14 protein-coding genes and 2 tRNA genes are annotated in these 15,687 nt (G+C 68.4%); 5 read left to right on the plus strand and 11 right to left on the minus strand.

Translation table 11 applies throughout. The features are described from left to right. Window positions 1-591 precede the first annotated feature (591 nt). Window positions 592-990, plus strand: coding sequence for a hypothetical protein (locus Q9G87_RS52085; RefSeq protein WP_305924141.1), 399 nt, complete (start codon window positions 592-594; stop codon window positions 988-990). Between the two features lie 94 nt (window positions 991-1,084). Continuing rightward, the gene (locus Q9G87_RS52090; RefSeq protein ID WP_305924142.1) at window positions 1,085-1,276 is read left to right on the plus strand and encodes a hypothetical protein; all 192 of its coding nucleotides are present in this window, start codon (window positions 1,085-1,087) and stop codon (window positions 1,274-1,276) included. A 3-nt stretch (window positions 1,277-1,279) separates the two neighbouring features. Here the strand turns inward: Q9G87_RS52090 and Q9G87_RS52095 are convergent, their stop codons facing one another. The 9 genes from Q9G87_RS52095 to Q9G87_RS52135 form a co-directional block, all read right to left on the minus strand. Next, a complete protein-coding gene (locus Q9G87_RS52095; protein ID WP_305924143.1) occupies window positions 1,280-1,945 on the minus strand; it encodes a response regulator in 666 nt (221 codons plus the stop codon). After that, window positions 1,942-4,491, minus strand: coding sequence for a sensor histidine kinase (locus Q9G87_RS52100; RefSeq protein ID WP_305924144.1), 2,550 nt, complete (start codon window positions 4,489-4,491; stop codon window positions 1,942-1,944). The genes Q9G87_RS52095 and Q9G87_RS52100 overlap by 4 nt, the downstream gene beginning before the upstream one ends. 9 nt (window positions 4,492-4,500) lie before the next feature. Further along, window positions 4,501-4,968 carry a group II truncated hemoglobin gene (locus Q9G87_RS52105; protein WP_305924145.1) on the minus strand — a complete coding sequence of 156 codons (468 nt, stop codon included), beginning with the start codon at window positions 4,966-4,968 and terminating at the stop codon, window positions 4,501-4,503. Between the two features lie 114 nt (window positions 4,969-5,082). Continuing rightward, window positions 5,083-5,159, minus strand: a tRNA-Met gene (locus tag Q9G87_RS52110). Between the two features lie 108 nt (window positions 5,160-5,267). After that, window positions 5,268-5,344: transfer RNA gene (locus Q9G87_RS52115), tRNA-Met, on the minus strand. A gap of 54 nt (window positions 5,345-5,398) precedes the next feature. After that, window positions 5,399-8,344, minus strand: coding sequence for a UPF0182 family membrane protein (locus Q9G87_RS52120; protein ID WP_305924146.1), 2,946 nt, complete (start codon window positions 8,342-8,344; stop codon window positions 5,399-5,401). 130 nt (window positions 8,345-8,474) lie between these two features. After that, window positions 8,475-9,518, minus strand: a complete 1,044-nt coding sequence (locus tag Q9G87_RS52125; RefSeq protein WP_305924147.1) for a YlbL family protein — start codon at window positions 9,516-9,518, stop codon at window positions 8,475-8,477. A 10-nt stretch (window positions 9,519-9,528) separates the two neighbouring features. Beyond that, the gene (locus Q9G87_RS52130; RefSeq protein ID WP_305924148.1) at window positions 9,529-9,954 is read right to left on the minus strand and encodes a molybdenum cofactor biosynthesis protein MoaE; all 426 of its coding nucleotides are present in this window, start codon (window positions 9,952-9,954) and stop codon (window positions 9,529-9,531) included. A 17-nt stretch (window positions 9,955-9,971) separates the two neighbouring features. Continuing rightward, window positions 9,972-11,045 (minus strand): NAD-dependent epimerase/dehydratase family protein, encoded by a 1,074-nt coding sequence (locus tag Q9G87_RS52135; protein ID WP_305924220.1) that lies wholly within the window; start codon window positions 11,043-11,045, stop codon window positions 9,972-9,974. A 79-nt stretch (window positions 11,046-11,124) separates the two neighbouring features. On the opposite strand from Q9G87_RS52135, the gene Q9G87_RS52140 reads away from it, so the two are divergent. The 3 genes from Q9G87_RS52140 to Q9G87_RS52150 are packed head-to-tail and all read left to right on the plus strand — an operon-like array spanning window position 11,125 to window position 14,024. Further along, complete coding sequence (locus Q9G87_RS52140) at window positions 11,125-12,438, plus strand: zinc-dependent metalloprotease (RefSeq protein WP_305924149.1); 1,314 nt, start codon at window positions 11,125-11,127, stop codon at window positions 12,436-12,438. After that, a complete protein-coding gene (locus tag Q9G87_RS52145) occupies window positions 12,435-12,995 on the plus strand; it encodes an NUDIX hydrolase (RefSeq protein WP_305924150.1) in 561 nt (186 codons plus the stop codon). Before Q9G87_RS52140 ends, Q9G87_RS52145 begins: the two co-directional genes overlap by 4 nt. 33 nt (window positions 12,996-13,028) lie before the next feature. Further along, window positions 13,029-14,024 (plus strand): endonuclease/exonuclease/phosphatase family protein, encoded by a 996-nt coding sequence (locus Q9G87_RS52150; protein WP_305924151.1) that lies wholly within the window; start codon window positions 13,029-13,031, stop codon window positions 14,022-14,024. Window positions 14,025-14,232: 208 nt separating this feature from the next. Here the strand turns inward: Q9G87_RS52150 and Q9G87_RS52155 are convergent, their stop codons facing one another. Together Q9G87_RS52155 and Q9G87_RS52160 are read right to left on the minus strand one after the other, a co-directional pair. Beyond that, window positions 14,233-14,817 carry a glycosyltransferase family protein gene (locus tag Q9G87_RS52155; protein WP_305924152.1) on the minus strand — a complete coding sequence of 195 codons (585 nt, stop codon included), beginning with the start codon at window positions 14,815-14,817 and terminating at the stop codon, window positions 14,233-14,235. Next, window positions 14,814-15,329, minus strand: a complete 516-nt coding sequence (locus tag Q9G87_RS52160) for a M48 metallopeptidase family protein (protein WP_305924153.1) — start codon at window positions 15,327-15,329, stop codon at window positions 14,814-14,816. Before Q9G87_RS52160 ends, Q9G87_RS52155 begins: the two co-directional genes overlap by 4 nt. Window positions 15,330-15,687: the final 358 nt, after the last annotated feature.

Consider the following 15,687-nt stretch of genomic DNA (forward strand, 5'->3'; position numbering starts at 1 on the left):
GCGTTCGTCCTGAGCCAGGATCAAACTCTCCAAACAATGATCATGTTCGGATGAATCATCCAAGCAATAACCGTCAAAAATGACGGGGTCATACATGTGTGATGCACATGCACTGGCTTTTAACACAACTGTTGAGTTCTCAAGAAACGGACGCGTTTTCCGGCGTTTCGTTTCGGTCTTGCGTTATGTCTTAATTCTTACATCCCCTCGAATTCCTGTCAAATTGACCGGACTCGCGAGAACTGCGGGAATTAAGTCGCGCCCCGTTTCCGGGACAACCCCTCTAACTTACCAGCTCATCCAGAGTGATGCGAATCGTCCCGGATGACCAACGAGGAAGTGGGGTTTGCCGGGACATCTCCGGAGCTCCATGAGCCCCTCGGCCGCCCTGCGCTAGGCAACTCTAGCAGCCCGCGGCACCCACTTCGCGCAACTTAGGTAATCATGAGGTCCTTCCCTCACCACCTGACCCTCAAACCTCTGTCATGTCCACGCGCCGGCGACGCCAGGTCAAGCCGACAGCAAGTCATCCGCAATCGCCCTCAGGTACGAAGTACTCACGAGCAGACTGCGCTCTTGGAGGTGCCCGCCATGACCCGCTCGGAGTTCGACGACATCCGCGCGTTCCTCGCCGACGAGACCACCCATGCCGGGGACCTGCTGAGAATCGCCAGGACGCTGGTCGACGACCTCGAGCACGCCCGCATGCGTGAGGCCGTGCTGCGCTCCCACTACTTGCACCTTCTCACGGCCGCGCGGGCTTCGGTGGCAGCCGAGGCCGTGGACGCGCCCGATCCCTTGACGTTCCTCAGGCGCGAGTTGGCCGAGCAGGGTCAGCTTCCCGAGGACGGCGAGGCCATGCAGCGCATCCTGTCCGACGCTCGTGCGGGGGCCGCGCTGGCCGCCGCGATGGAGGACAACGCTCTGAAGCGTCCTCGCGGCATGCGCCTGCGCCGTTGCATCGGCACGCACAGGACTCTTCGCAAGTAGACCCAGCCAACACCGGCACATGTTGCCCCACCGGTGACTGGATGACGACTCCGGACATACCGCCTCTTTCACCCCTGACTGCAAGACTGCGCATATGTGGCAGCGGGGGCTGAACTGGGCGGCAATCATCCTGGTCGGGACTTTCAGCCTGATGTGGGTTGGTGTCGTGATTTATGCGGACGAGCTCTCTCCTCCATGGATGCGCATCGCGCAGGCCGCCTTCGCCCTGCTGTTGCTCGGCTGGTCCGTGCAGAAAGCCATCGCGATGATCGCCGGGAAGGCGTGAAGGTCACGGCTGGAACCGGTACCCCATGCCGGGCTCCGTCAGCAGATGCACCGGGTGGGCCGGGTCGCGTTCGAGCTTGCGGCGCAGCTGCGCCATGTACTGGCGCAGGTAGTGCGTCTCCTTGAGATAGGAGGCGCCCCAGACCTCGGTCAGGAGGTGGCGCTGGCTGATGAGCTTGCCCGGGTTCCGCAGCAGGATCTCCAGGAAGTGCCATTCCGTGGGCGTCAGCCGTACCCCTCCCGAAATCGTCTTGCTGGAAAGGTCGATGACGTGGTCGCCCAGTTGTACCGAGGAGACCTCCTCTTGCTGGCTCGTACGGCGGGTCACCGCGCGGATGCGGGCAAGCAGTTCGTCGATGCCGAACGGCTTCGTCACGTAGTCGTCGGCGCCCGCGTCGAGCGCGTCCACCTTGTCCGAGCTGTCCGACCGCCCGGAAAGGACGATGATCGGCACGGACGTCCAGCCCCGCAGCCCCTGGATGACCTCCACACCGTCGAGATCGGGCAGTCCCAGGTCGAGGATGACCAGGTCGGGGTGCCAGTCGGCGGCATGGCGCAGCGCCGTGCCGCCGTCGGGCGCGACCGCGACCTCGTACTGCCTGGCGGCGAGATTGACCCGCAGGGCGCGCAGGATCTGCGGTTCGTCGTCCACGACGAGCACGCGGGTCATGCGGCCCTCCGCAGCGAGACGGCCATGGTGAGTCCCCCTCCGGGTGTGTCCTCCAGGACGAGCGTGCCTCCCATCGCCTCGGTGAGGCCGCGCGAGAGCGCCAGGCCCAGCCCTACTCCCGTGTGGTTGTCGCGGTCGCCGAGCCGTTGGAAGGGCAGGAACACCCTTTCATGCGCTTCCTGCGGAATGCCCGGACCCCGGTCGATGATGCGGATTTCGACGTTCTCGCCGAGCCGGCTCGCCGTGACGAGCACGTGCTCCCCCTCGGGGGTGTAGCGGGCGGCGTTCGCCATGAGGTTGACGAGGATTCGTTCCAGCAGCGCGGCATCGGCCAGGATCTCGGGGAGGTCCGCGGGGATGTCGCTCTTGATCAGGCCGGGCGCGGGGGCGAGGTCGTCGAGTGCGCGCGGGAGGATGTCCTCGATCGCCACGGGCTGGAGGGTCACGCCGAGGGCGCCGGCCTGCAGCCGGCTCATGTCGAGCAGGTTAGAGATCAGGCGGTTGAGCTTGATCAGTGACTCATCCGCGGTGGCGAGCAACTCGGCGCGGTCCTCCTCCGACCACGTGATCTCGGAAACGCGCAGGCTCTCGATCGCGGCCATGGCCGAGGCGAGGGGCGTACGGAGGTCGTGGCTGACGGCGGCGAGCAGGGCGGTGCGCATCTTGTCGGCCTCGGCCAGCGGCCGGGCCCGTTCGGCCGCCTCCCGCAGCCGTTGCTGCCGCAACGCGACCGCCGCCTCGGCCGCGAACGCCTCAAGCACCCGCCGATCGCTGGCGTCGAGCAGCCGCCCGTGGGCGGCCAACGCCAGCCGGTCGTCGATCATGATGTCGATGTCCGCCGTCCCAGGCGAGGTGGCGGGCGGACCGCCCGAGGTGGAAACGATCCGCCAGCCGTCGTCCCGGCGGGTATGGCTGATCCGCTCCGGGATCGGCCCGGTCTGAGCATTGTCCGTGCGTTCGAGCAGGGTCACCGAGGTCAGGCCGAACGTCTCGCGCATCCTCGCCAGCAGCGACGGCAGCGCCGCCTCGCCCCGCAGCACATGGCCGGCCAGCGTGGCGAGCACCTCCGCGTCGGCCCGCGATCGCGCCGCCTCCCTGCTCCGTCTGGCCGCCAGGTCGACGACCGTGCTCACCATGACCGCGACGAGCACGAAGATGGCCAGCGCGAGCACGTTCTCCGGCTCGGCGATCGTCAACGTGTGCAGCGGCGGCGTGAAGAACCAGTTGAGCAGCCCGAACCCGAGCACCGCCGCCGCCAGCGCCGGCCACATGCCGCCCACCAGCGCCACGCCCACCACGAGCAGCAAGAAGAGCAGGATCTCACTGGGCAGCGACAGGTGCAGCGGCCGCAGTGCGGCCGTGAGCAGCGGCATCCCGAGCAGGGTCAGCCCCCAGCCGTACGCACGCCGGGTGCGGGTCAGCGCCGCCCTCGACCGCCCCCGATCGCGCACCTTCCTGGTCGCCTCGTGCGTGACCATGTGCACGTCGATGGTTCCTGACAGGGCCGTCGTCGTCACCCCGACCCCTCGCGAGACGATCTGCGCCAGCCGCCCTCTCTTCGACGCGCCGAGGACGAGCTGGGTGGCGTTCACACCGCGCGCGAACTCGAGCAGCGTCCGGGGCACGTCGTCGCCGATCACCTGGTGGTACGTGCCGCCCAGGTCCTCGACGAGCGTGCGCTGGCGGGCCAGGTGCGCCGGGTCGCCGCCGGAAGCCAGGCCGTCGGCCCTGGTGACGTGCACGGCCAGCAGATCCGAGCCCTTGGTGCGCGCCGCGATGCGCGCGGCCCGGCGGATGAGCGTGTCCCCTTCGGGGCCGCCGGTGAGCGCCACGACGACGCGCTCGCGAGTCTCCCAGGTGCCGTGGATGGAGTGTTCCGTACGGTAGCGGTCGAGTTGTTCCTCAACCTTGCCCGCCACCCAGAGCAGCGCCAGCTCACGCAGAGCGGTCAGGTTGCCGACGCGGAAGTAGTTGGCCAGCGCCGCGTCGAGCTTCTCGGGGGCGTAGACGTTGCCGTGCGCCATGCGGCGGCGCAGTGCCTCGGGCGCCATATCGACCAGCTCGATCTGGTCGGCCCGCCGCACCACCTCGTCCGGCACGGTCTCGCGCTGTCGCACGCCGGTGATCTGCTCGACCACATCGTTCAGCGATTCGAGGTGCTGGATGTTGACGGTGGAGATGACATCGATGCCGGCGTCGAGGATCTCCTCGACGTCCTGCCAGCGCTTGGGGTTGCGGGAGCCGGGGACGTTCGTGTGGGCGAGCTCATCGATCAGCGCCACGGTGGGAGCGCGGGCGATGACGGCGTCGGGGTCGAGCTCGGTGAACGTCGCGCCCCGGTAGGCCATGGTCTTCCTCGGGAGGATCTCCAGGCCCTCGAGCAGGCGGGCGGTGCGGGCGCGGCCGTAGGTCTCGACGAAACCCACGACCACGTCCTTGCCGCGTTCCCGGCCCCGGCGCGCCTCGCTCAGCATGGCGAACGTCTTGCCCACCCCTGGGGCCGCGCCCAGGTAGACGCGCAACCGCCCGCGGGCCGTGCCTCCCATTCCTCCAGGTTACGGCTGGTACGGCGGAGCGACCCCCCAGCCCCAGTGCGGCACCGGCGCCTGCGGCGGAGGCGCCGCCCCGGGCTGGGAGTTGTGCTTGGCCAACCGGGTGCCCCATTCGATGTAGCCAGCGAACGCCGCCCTGAACTCTGGGTCGTCGGGCAGCCCGACCTCGTCGGCGGCGTCCATGAGCAGATTCACCCACCTGCGGCGCTGCTGCTCGGTGATCGCCTTGCCGAGGTGGTGGCGGAGCATGTTGGGGTAGCCGCCGCGTTCCTTGGTGTAGCGGTCAGGTCCGCCGAACACCTCGCTCAACCACATGGCGACGTGTTGGGGATGATCCGGGTCCATGTGCGCGAACAACGGCCCGATCACGTCGTCCTTCACCACGGTGCGGTAGAACGCCTCGGTCAGCCGCTCGAACGCCTCGGTGCCACCCGCCCACTCGTACAGCGTCGGCGCTGTCTCATCAGTCATGTAATGATGTAATCATCCGCGGGGTCGGGGAGCAACGCCCGCCTGCGGCGAGAAGGGCACCATACCCGCTGGAAATGACAAAGTCCCCGGCCATTCGGCCGGGGACTTTGTGTTTGGTAGCGGGGACAGGATTTGAACCTGCGACCTCTGGGTTATGAGCCCAGCGAGCTACCGAACTGCTCCACCCCGCGTCGCTGTCTTACGTTTATAACTATACAGCCCCGAGCGAGTGCTCGCGCCAGTTAAAACAAACCCACCGCAGAACGCACGAAAGGCCCGGTTTCCCGGGCCTTTCGACATGGTAGCGGGGGCAGGATTTGAACCTGCGACCTCTGGGTTATGAGCCCAGCGAGCTACCGAACTGCTCCACCCCGCGTCGCGTTGTGCCTTAAGACTAGACGGCAACGCGGGGATGGCGCAAACCGAACGGCTAAGACGTGCCCTGCGCCTGTGGTGATCCTGTCGGCGAGGGCGATCCCGTCGGCGATGTAGTGGGCGTGGCGGTCGGCGTGGCGGTCGGCGAGGCCGTCGGGCTGGCCGTGGGCGCCGACTGCTGCGTGTTGGCGCTCTGCAGCGCCTTCAGCGCCTCCTCCAGCCGCTTCTGCGCCTCGCCATAGGCGTCCCAGTCCGGCGGGCTGGCCTGCAGCGCCTTCTGGGCGTCCTCGTAGGCCTTCCTGGCGTTGGAGATCGCCGTGTTGAGCGCCGTGCTGGTCTGGCTGGGCTGTTGTTGCTGCTGCTGGGGCTGCTGCTGTTGCTGTTGCTGCTCCTGCTCGCCGAAGACCTCCTTCAGCGCCTCGTCCAGCGTGCGGCCCACACCGATCTTGGCGCCGTACGACACCAGCACCCGCTGCAGGATCGGGTACGGCTCCTGCCCGCCGCCTGCGGCCACCTGGATGTACACCGGTTCGATGTAGACCAGGCCGCCCGCGTACGGGAGCGTCAGCAGATTGCCGTAGCGGACCGACGAGGCGCCGACGCCCAGCAGGTTGAGCTCACCCGCGAACCGGCTCTGGAAGGAGTTTTGTGCCTGCCCAGGACCAGGGATAGGGGTGCTCGACGGCATCCGCAGGATACGGATGCGCCCGTAGCCGGAGCCGGCCGACGAGTCGACCGCCATGAACGCCGCCAGGTTGGGCCCCTGACGCGGCACGAACGTCGTCGTCAGCGAGAACGCCGGCTGGCCGCCCGGCATCGTGGTGGTCAGGTAGTAAGGCGGCTGCTTGATGTTCTTGTCGCCCTGGGTGGGGTCGCCGGGGACGTTCCAGAAGTCCTGGCCGCTGTAGAAGGCGGCGGGGTCGGTGATGTGGTAGCGCGACAGGGTGTAGCGCTGCACCTTGAACAGGTCCTCCGGGTAGCGCACGTGGCTGCGCAGCTCGGCGCTCATCTCCGAGGCCGGGCGGATGATGCCGGGGAAGGCCGCGCTCCAGGTCTTCAGCACCGGGTCGTTGGTGTCCCAGCCGTAGAGCTTGACCGTGCCGTCGTAGGCGTCGACCGTGGCCTTGACCGAGTTGCGCATGTAGTTGATCTTGTCGCTCGGCTGCTGAGCGATCACGCGACGGTCGGTGGTCGTGTCACGCGTCATATCGTCGAGGCTCTCGCTCTGCGAGTACGGGTAGTCGTTGGACGTCGTGTAGCCGTCGACGATCCAGACGATGCGCCCGTCGACGATCGTCGGGTAAGGGTTGCCGTCGAGCGTGAGGAACGGGGCGACCTTCTGGACCCTGTCACGCGGGTTGCGCTCGTACAGGATCTTGGAGTTGTCGTTGACGTCGCCCGAGAGCAGGATGTTCGCCTCGCCGTACTTGGCGGCGTAGAGAAGCCTGTTGAAGAACGATCCGACGGGCACGCCGCCGCCGGTGTAGGTCGTGTTCTCCTGGCCCGTGCCACCCGTCTTCGGGTAGTCGAGCTCCTGCGGGTTCTTGGGGTTGCCGCCGGCGATGACGTAGTGGTCGGAGGTCTGGTCCTCGCCGTAGTAGACCCGCGGCTCCTTGAGCTTGGTGCTGTCGACGAGCGGGCCGGTGACCGGCATGTCCTTGGCGTCGTAGTCGGGCAGACCCTGGGAGTCGACCTTGTTGCCGGGCGCCGCGACGAAGCCGTAGCCGTGGGTGTAGACCAGGTGCCGGTTGATCCAGTTGTTCTGGCCCGCGTCCGGACCGGTCAGCTCCCGGACGCCGACGATATGGTCGATCATCTTGCCGGTGCTGTCGGGGTAGCGGTCGACGTCGAGCGGCTCGGCGAAGTTGTAGAAGCCGCGGATGCGCTGGGTCTGCTCGTAGGTGGACGAGACCAGCGCCGGGTCGAGCAGCCGCACGCCGGAGACCGAGGTGTCGCCGCGGGGCTGGACCTTAGTCGGGTCGGCCTGGGCGTTGTAGGTCTCGACCTCGGTCTTGTCGACGTTGTAGGCCTCCCGCGTGGCCTCGATGTTGCGCTGGATGTAGGCCGCCTCCTTGCCCTGCTGGTTGGGCTTGACCTGGAACTGCTCGACCAGCGCCGGGTAGACGCCGCCGATCAGGATGGCCGAGAGCACCAGCAGGCCGAAAGAGACCCCGGGCAGCATGCCGCCGGGCCGCACCACGCCGGCGAAGAACAGCGCGGCGCAGATCAGCGCGATGATCGCGAGAATGGTCTTGGCCGGCAGGACCGCGTTGACGTCGGTGTAGGACGCGCCGTGCACGAAGCCGCGGTCGGAGAAGACCAGGCTGTAGCGGTCGACCCAGTAGGCGACGGCCTTGAGCAGCACGAAGATGCCGAGCAGGACGGACAGGTGCACCCGCGCCGCCCTGGAGGCGTGCACGCCCGGCGACTGCAGGCGGAACCCGCCGTAGAGGTAGTGCGTGATGGCCGCCAGGATGGCCGAGAGGATCACGGCGGTGAACAGGAAGTTCAGCGTCATCCGGATGAACGGCAGGTCGAACATGTAGAACGAGATGTCCCACCCGTGCAGCCTGTCCTGCTTGCCGACCGGCACACCGTTGATGAACTTCAGCCATGTCTCCCACTGCCCCGCGAACGAGGAGCCGGAGAAGAGCGCAAGCAATCCCATGCCGACGATGAAGATCAGCTTACGGTGGGGGTCGAGCGCCATGCGATAGCGGTCGGCGCCGCTGGCGCCACCGAACATCGCGGGCCCGAACATCGGCCGCGTGCGGAACGCCAGCAGCATGTTTCCGCCGGCGATGGCGACCATGAGCAGCGCCCCGACCACGAAAAGCGCGATCTGGGTCAGCACTACGCCGGTGAACACCGACGAGTAGTCGACAGCGTCAAACCACAAATAGTCGGTATAGATACCGGAAAACAGGAAGAACAATGCCACGATCGCCACGAGAGCGATCGCCACAGGCAGGAGCAGTCGTGGCCGACGGGGCAAGCGCATCGCCCTGCCGGCTCCTGGGGTCCGGAAGCTCAAGGCCAACCCCTCGTCGTGATGAAGAAACGGTCCGTGTTCTGGCAACCTACACCGCTAGGCCAGCCATACGGCTAACGCACGGCGGTCGCCAGAAGTTTCATCCGGCCTCGCACGCGGGCACGTTTCCGTTGCCCGTGCGCAGCGCGTCGAGCGCCAGCACTGTGTCATGCAGGGTATCCGCTCTGACCAGCCGAAGGCCCCCGGGAACGGCCTTCATGGCCTCGGCGCAGTTGTCGGCGGGGGTCAGGAATATGGTCGCGCCGGATTCCTTGGCGCCCACCATTTTCTGCTGGATGCCGCCGATCGCGCCGACCTCGCCCGTCGGCTGGATGGTGCCGGTGCCGGCGATCTTCTTGCCGCCCGTGAGCTCGCCGGGCGTGAGCTTGTCCAATATGCCGAGCGAGAACATCAGCCCCGCGCTGGGCCCGCCGACGTCGCCCACATTGATGTCGACGTCGAACGGGAACTTGTATTTCGCCTGCATGATCACGCCCACTTGGGGCTGCCCCTTGGCGTCCACCGTCTGCACGGTGACGTCGAGTTTCTCCTTGCCCCGGGTGATGTTGAAGGTCACGCTCTCGCCGGGCTTGTGTGCCTTGACCCCGTCGCTCACCACGTTGACGTCCGTGGCCGCCTTGCCGTCGACGGAGTTGATCTCGTCGCCCTTCTGCAACTTGCCGTCGGCGGGCTTGCCCTTTTCCGTGGACAGAACGGTCACGACCATGCTGAAGGGAATCTTGAGCTCGGTGAGCGCGGCGGCGGTGGCGGAGTCTTGGGAGTTGGTCATCTCGACCGTGTTTTCCTCCTCGACGTCCTTGGGGTCACGGTCGGGAGCGAAGATGGTCTCCTGCGGGACCACGGCCACGGTGGGGTCGATCCAGCCGCGCAACGCCGTCAGCAGGTCGATCTGCGCGGCCGGGCCGCCCTGGTAGGCCACCGTCACCAGGCTCAGCGCGCCGGTGGTGGGATAGGTCTGCCGGCCCTTGATCGCGATCACGGGCTTCTTGTCGACCTCGCCGATGGTGTTCTCGGTCGGGCCGGGGCTCAGCACGACGTACGGGACCGGCCGGAACGCTCCCACCACCCCCAGCGCGAGCACGAGGAATCCCGCGAGCAGCAGGGTCAGGGCGCGTCGTGACATGATGATGAGCTTATTCGCAGGCGCCGACCCACTCGGTCTCGCCGTCGGCGAAGACCTGGTGTTTCCAGATGGGGACCTGCGCCTTGAGGTCGTCGATCAACCTGCGGGAGGCCTTGAACGCCTCGTCCCTGTGCGGGCCGGCCACCGCCACGATGACGGCTGCGTCGCCCAGCTCCAGGTCGCCCACCCGGTGCACCGCGGCCAGCGCCGTCACGGGGAAGTCGGCGGCGACCTTCTCCGCCACCGCGCGCAGCTCGGCTTCCGCCGTGGGGTGCGCGGAGTAGGAGAGCCTGGTCACGGGCTTGCCGTGGTCCTGCTCCCGCACGGTGCCGACGAAGATCGTGGTGCCGCCCGCGGCGTGGTCGCCCACGGCGGCCAGCACCTCGTCCACGGACAGCGGGGTGTCGCGAATGCCAAGCAATCGGATGACGTCCACGGGAAAGAGCCTAACCTTTACTGACGCCTCTTTTTGCGTACCTGGCGGACGATCGCGGCGGTGCCGATGACGGCGACGGTGGCGCCGGCCGCGGTGAGCGTGGCCTCCTTGACGGGCAGCCGCCTGCCGACCACGGTCGTCCTCTTCTCCAGCAGCTCCAGCTGCTGCTCGAGCGCGGCCTCGTTGGTCCACGACGGCTTCCAGCCCGCCTCCCGCAGCGCCGTGCAGTCCACGACCCACGGGTAGACCACGTAGTGCAGGTCGGTCGCGGGCGCCGGGGTGATGCCGAGCCTGTGGAGCCGCTGCGCCGTACCGAACGTCAGCCCGGCGGGCAGCTCGAACCTGCGGATGCCGGACAGTTCCTCGACCTGCTCCTGCTCCAGCCACCCGTCGGAGCCGACCGCCACCACGCCGGTGACGACTCCGCGGGCGGCCAGCTCCAGCGCCGAGATCAGGTCCTCGACGTGGCAGAACTGCCAGTGCGGGGTGCAGCCCTTGACGGTCAGGAGCCTGGGCGACTCGAAGTGCCGGGTGATCACGGTGTCGACGCCCGGGCCGACGACCGCCGCCGGGCGCAGCACGGTCACCTCGAGCCCGGGATGGCTGCGCAGCGATCTGCGCACCAGGGACTCGATCTCCAGGTAGTCGCCCACGACGCCGGTGTCGGGCTCGGCCGCCACCGGGGCGTCCTCGGGCAGGGGCACCTCGTTGTCCGGCGCGGCGCCGTAGACCATCGCGCTCGTGACCAACACCACACGGCGCACGCGTGCCGCGGCGCACGCCGTCAGCACCGTCTGGGCGGCGCGCAGGTTGTAGGCCCGCCGGGCCACCGGGTCGGAGTCCACCGCGTAGTCGCCGGCCAGATGGACCAGCACGTCGATGTCAGCGATGCGGTTCGCCAAGAGCGGATCCCGTACGTCGATCACTCTCCACGTGGCCTCCTGAACGTCACCGCGCTGCTCGTCGATGGCCACCACCCTGCGGAAACCCGCGGAGGATACGAGCCTTGCGAGCAGCTCGCGGCCGATGCCGGAGGCCGCGCCGGTCACGGCGACGACGGGGTGGCGCGGGCGTTTCGAGGTAGGCACCAGGTCCTCACTTTGCACTGATCCGCCGTAGGACGACTAACGTGGCGGATGTGGACTCCTCCATCCTGCACGAGGTAGAGCGGTGACTGACCTGCCAGGTCGCGAAAACGACCCTAACGAAAACCCGTTCGCCATGTTCGGCAACCCTGAGCAGATGGCTCAGGCGATGCGCCAGTTCGCCGACATGTTGTCGGCACCTCAGGGTTCAGGCCCTGTCAACTGGGACATGGCGAAGAACATCGCCCGGCATGCCGTGGTGGCCGAGGGCGACCCGAGCGTCATGGAAGGCGAGCGCCGCCAGATCGTGGAGGCGCTGAGCCTGGCCGACCTGTGGCTGAACGAGGCGACCGCGCTGCCCAGCGGCGTGGCCAACCCGCAGGCCTGGAGCCGGTCCGAGTGGATCGAAAACACCATCCCGATTTGGCGCAAACTTTGCGAGCCGATCGCCGAGCGCATGGTCGAGACCATGGGCGGCGCTCTCGGCGGCTCGGGCCTGCCGCCCGAGGCCCAGCAGATGGCCGGCCCTCTCATGGGCATGCTCAAGCAAATGGGCGGCATGATGGTCGGCCAGCAGATCGGCCAGGCCATCGGCTCGCTCGCCCGCGAGGTGATCGGCACGACCGACATCGGCCTGCCACTGTCCGACACGGCCGCGCTGCTGCCCGGCGGCATCGCCTCCTTCAGCGAGGGCCTGGAGATGCCCTCCGAGGAGATCAGGATCTATCTGGCGCTGCGCGAGGCCGCGCACCACCGGCTGTTCCAGCATGTGCCGTGGCTGCGCTCGCACCTGCTGGGCGCGGTCGAGGAATACGCCAAGGGCATCACGCTCGACACCTCCGCGCTCGAAGAGCAGATCCGCGGGCTCGACATCAACAACCCCGAGGCGATCCAGGAGGCGCTGAGCGGCGGCAAGCTACTCAAGCCTGAGGAGACCGAGCGGCAGAAGGCCGCCCTGGCGCGGCTGGAGACGATGCTCGCCCTGGTCGAGGGCTGGGTCGCCACCGTGGTCGACCGGGCCGCCGAAGGCAAGCTGCCCTCCGCCGGCGCCCTGGCCGAGACCGTACGCAGGCGCCGGGCCACCGGCGGTCCCGCCGAGGTCACGTTCGGGACGCTGGTGGGGCTGGAGCTGCGGCCCCGGCGGCTGCGAGAGGCGGCGGCGCTGTGGCGGGCTCTGGAGAGCGAGCGCGGGATCGACGGCCGCGACGCGCTGTGGGGCCACCCGGACCTCATGCCGACGGCCGACGACCTCGACGACCCCGACGCGTTCGTCCGCGGCGAGGCCGCCTGGGACATCTCCCAGTTCGAGGGCAAGCCGGGCGGCACCGAGGCTGAAGGCGAGCAGGGCGACCAGCGCGACCAGCGCGAGCCGGGCGACGGCGAGGGCGACAAGAGTTGAGCCTGCACCGCGACGCGGTGGCGGTGCTGTCCGCCTGGACCGCGCCCACGCCCGAGGAAGAGGCGCTGCGCAAGGAGTTCCTCGACCACCTGCGGGCGCACGACGACGCGATGTCGCGCGCGTGTGTGCCCGGGCACTTGACGGCGACGACGGCGGTGCTGTCGCACGACGGCACGCAGGTGCTGCTCACGCTGCATCCGAAGGCCGGGATGTGGTTGCCGATGGGCGGGCACTGCGAGGTCTCCGACACCTCGCTCGCGGCCGCGGCGCTGCGGGAAGCCTGGGAGGAGTCCGGCATTTCCGGACTTGAGCTGCTTCCTGGGCCGCTGGCGGTGGACAAGCACGTCGTGTGGTGCCACCCGCCGAACAGCTGGCACCTCGACGTCGAGTACGCGGCCGTGGCGCCGCCCGGCGCCGAGGCGGTGATCAGCGAGGAGTCGCTGGACCTGCGCTGGTTCCCAGTCGACGAGATCCCCGACCCGTCGGACGAGGCGACGCGGCGATTGGCCAAACGTGGACAGGCCGTGCTCGGCTCTGGTTCGCGCGCACTTGGCTAGAGTCCTTTGCGTCGTTCTCCAGAGGGGGATTTGGTGAGCACTTCGGCTGAGTCGCCCATCGGCGGCACGATCGTGACGCCCGCTCGCAGACGCCGGAGGTTCACCGGGTCGGCGCTGACGTGGGTAGCCGTGAGCCCGTTCGCGGCGTGGGCGGTCGCCAGGGTGGCGGGGCTGGAGCGGGGGTCGTTGCCCACGCAGCTCATGACCGCGACCCCGTACGCGGCGGCGGGCTCGCTGGTTCCCCTCCTGATCGCCGCGGTCGGGCGCAAACGCGCCGCCACCGCCGTGGCGTTACTCACCACGACCGCCCTCGGTTTCAGCGTGCTGCCCAGGGCGCTGGGCACGGCCGAGGCGACGGCCGGCCGGCCGCTCAAGGTCATGACGATCAACATGCTGTACGGCCGGGCCGACATCGACGCGATCATGAAGTTGGTCCGGGAGTTCGACCCTGACGTGCTCAGCACACAGGAGCTGACGCCTGGTGCGGTCGCCGACCTGGACGCGGCCGGGCTCAAGGAGCTGATGCCGCATCGCGTGCTGGAGGACGAGTGGAGCGCCGGCGGCAGCGGGCTCTACTCCAAGCACGCCATGGAGCAGCTGCCCGACGTGATGCCGCCGGTGGGGCACAAGATGCCCGCCGCGCTGGTGTCGTTGCCTGGCGGGAACCCGATCGAGTTCGTCGACGTGCACCCCTACCCGCCGCTCGGCCCGAACGTCACCCAGTGGAACGACGCGCTGGCCGCCCTGCCGTCCACCTCTCCCGACCGGGTGCGGATCCTGGCGGGCGACTTCAACGCCTCCCTGGACCACGCGGCTCTGCGTAAGCTGCTGGCCAGGGGTTACAAGGACGCCGCCGCTCAGGTGGGGGCCGGGTTGATCCCGACGTGGCCGGCCAACAAGCGGGTGCCGCCGATCATCACGATCGACCATGTGCTGGTGGACCGGCGGGTGGGCGTACGGGAAGTCAGCGTGCGCGACGTCCCGGGAACCGACCATCGCGCCGTGCTGGCCGCGCTCACCGTGCCCTGAGCCGGGGTCGCGCCTCGCGTCCTGAACCGTGTCGCTCACCGTGCCCTGAGCCGGGGTCGCGCCTCGCGTCCTGAACCGTGTCGCTCACCGTGCCCCGAGCCGGGTCGCGCCTCGCGCCCCCTGAGCCGTGTCGCCCAACATGCCCCGAGCCGGGTCGCGCCTCGCGCCCCCTGGGCCGTGTCGCCCAACATGCCCTGAGCCGTGTCGCTCACCGTGCGCTGATCAGCGCCCTGGTGTTGTCCCAGCCCTCGAGGCCGGGATCCAGGCGTTCGACGTCTTGCGGTGTGCGCAGGCGGTGCCAGCCCGGGGTGGTGGCGACCCTCCGGGGTCCCGGGGCCTGGGCGCGCAGCGCGCCCACCACGTTCTCGTCGTCCAGGTCCGGGGCAGCCCAGGCGGGGGCGGGGAGTGCGCAGGCCAGGGCCACGGCGCCGCCGTTCTCCGCCGGGCAAACGGTGATCTCGGCCCTGCCGAGCTCCCTGAACAGCTTGCCGACCAGCAGGGGCGGCAGGTCTGGCGCGTCACCGCAGATCACGGCGGCCTGATCGGCCTTGAGCCGGCCGAGCACGGCCTGCAACGGCTCGTCCTCCGCTATCGCGACGATCTCGGTGCCGGGCCAGACGATCTCCTCCAGGCCGGGCACGCTGGTGATCAGGACGGGGGTGACGAGCTCGAGTCCCGCGACCATCTCGTAGGTGTCCTCGGCCATCGCCTCGAGAAACTCTCGCGGGTCGACGCCCGGCGGCGCCGCCTGCGCCATGTGCTGACGTACGAGGACCGCGACGAGGCGCGTCAACACTCCTCCGGCGCCGTGTGGGCCGCGGCGGAGAACCCCTCCAAGAACCCGCGCGCCCGCTCCGCTTTCGGATACTGTTCCACCAGCGCCCAGAACTTGGGGCCGTGGCTGGGCACGAGCAGGTGCACGAGCTCGTGGATGATCACGTAGTTGATGACCCATTCGGGCAGGCCCTTGAGGCGGGTGGAGATCCGGATCGTTCCGTTCTCCGGGGTGCAGGAGCCCCAGCGGTGTTGCTGGTTGTCGACCCAGCGCACGCTCACGGGCTCGGCCTTGCCGTCGAGATATTTCGCCGACAGCTCCCTGGCCCGCTCCAGCAGGCCCTCTTCGGTCGGCCTCCGCCGGCTCTCCTTCGCGGCCAGCCGATCCAGCATCCGGCTCACCCATTCATCCGCGTCTTCACCGCTCAGCCAGGCGGGCAGGAGCACGATCGTCTTGTCGCCGTCGCGGTAGGCGGAAACCGTACGCCGGCGACGAGAACTGCGACGAACCTCGACTGTCTCGGGGGGCACATATGCACGGTAGCCGAGACTGGCGAAATTCCACAGAGGGTGGACGTTGTTTCTGCTGGTCAGATGATTAAGACCCGGTGAATTTGGGCAGACGCGTTTCCCGATGCGCGGCCAGGCACTCCAGCAGGCCTGACCGGGTCCTGGTGGCGGGGCGGGACCGGAATTCCCAGCACAGCGCGGGTTTCAGGGCCTTGATGGTCTTGGTTCTGGGCCGCTTTGGACGGACTTGTGGCAATCGATACGGGTTACTGGGCGATCTTCGAGGCGATGACCGACAGGGGAAGCGTAGGTCATTCTTGAGGAAAGATTGATTTACCGGATCTTTATCCTTCGCCTCGCAACCGTCGGGACCGCATCG

Source organism: Nonomuraea turcica, assembly GCF_030718205.1.
Classification (GTDB): domain Bacteria; phylum Actinomycetota; class Actinomycetes; order Streptosporangiales; family Streptosporangiaceae; genus Nonomuraea.

What these genes read in the sequence shown, in the direction of transcription:
- Q9G87_RS52085 (WP_305924141.1), top strand. Translation starts at nt 592, where the DNA reads ATGACCCGCTCGGAGTTCGACGACATCCGCGCGTTCCTCGCCGACGAG.
- Q9G87_RS52090 (WP_305924142.1), top strand. Translation starts at nt 1,085, where the DNA reads ATGTGGCAGCGGGGGCTGAACTGGGCGGCAATCATCCTGGTCGGGACT.
- Q9G87_RS52095 (WP_305924143.1), bottom strand. Translation starts at nt 1,945, where the DNA reads ATGACCCGCGTGCTCGTCGTGGACGACGAACCGCAGATCCTGCGCGCC.
- Q9G87_RS52100 (WP_305924144.1), bottom strand. Translation starts at nt 4,491, where the DNA reads ATGGGAGGCACGGCCCGCGGGCGGTTGCGCGTCTACCTGGGCGCGGCC.
- Q9G87_RS52105 (WP_305924145.1), bottom strand. Translation starts at nt 4,968, where the DNA reads ATGACTGATGAGACAGCGCCGACGCTGTACGAGTGGGCGGGTGGCACC.
- Q9G87_RS52120 (WP_305924146.1), bottom strand. Translation starts at nt 8,344, where the DNA reads ATGCGCTTGCCCCGTCGGCCACGACTGCTCCTGCCTGTGGCGATCGCT.
- Q9G87_RS52125 (WP_305924147.1), bottom strand. Translation starts at nt 9,518, where the DNA reads ATGTCACGACGCGCCCTGACCCTGCTGCTCGCGGGATTCCTCGTGCTC.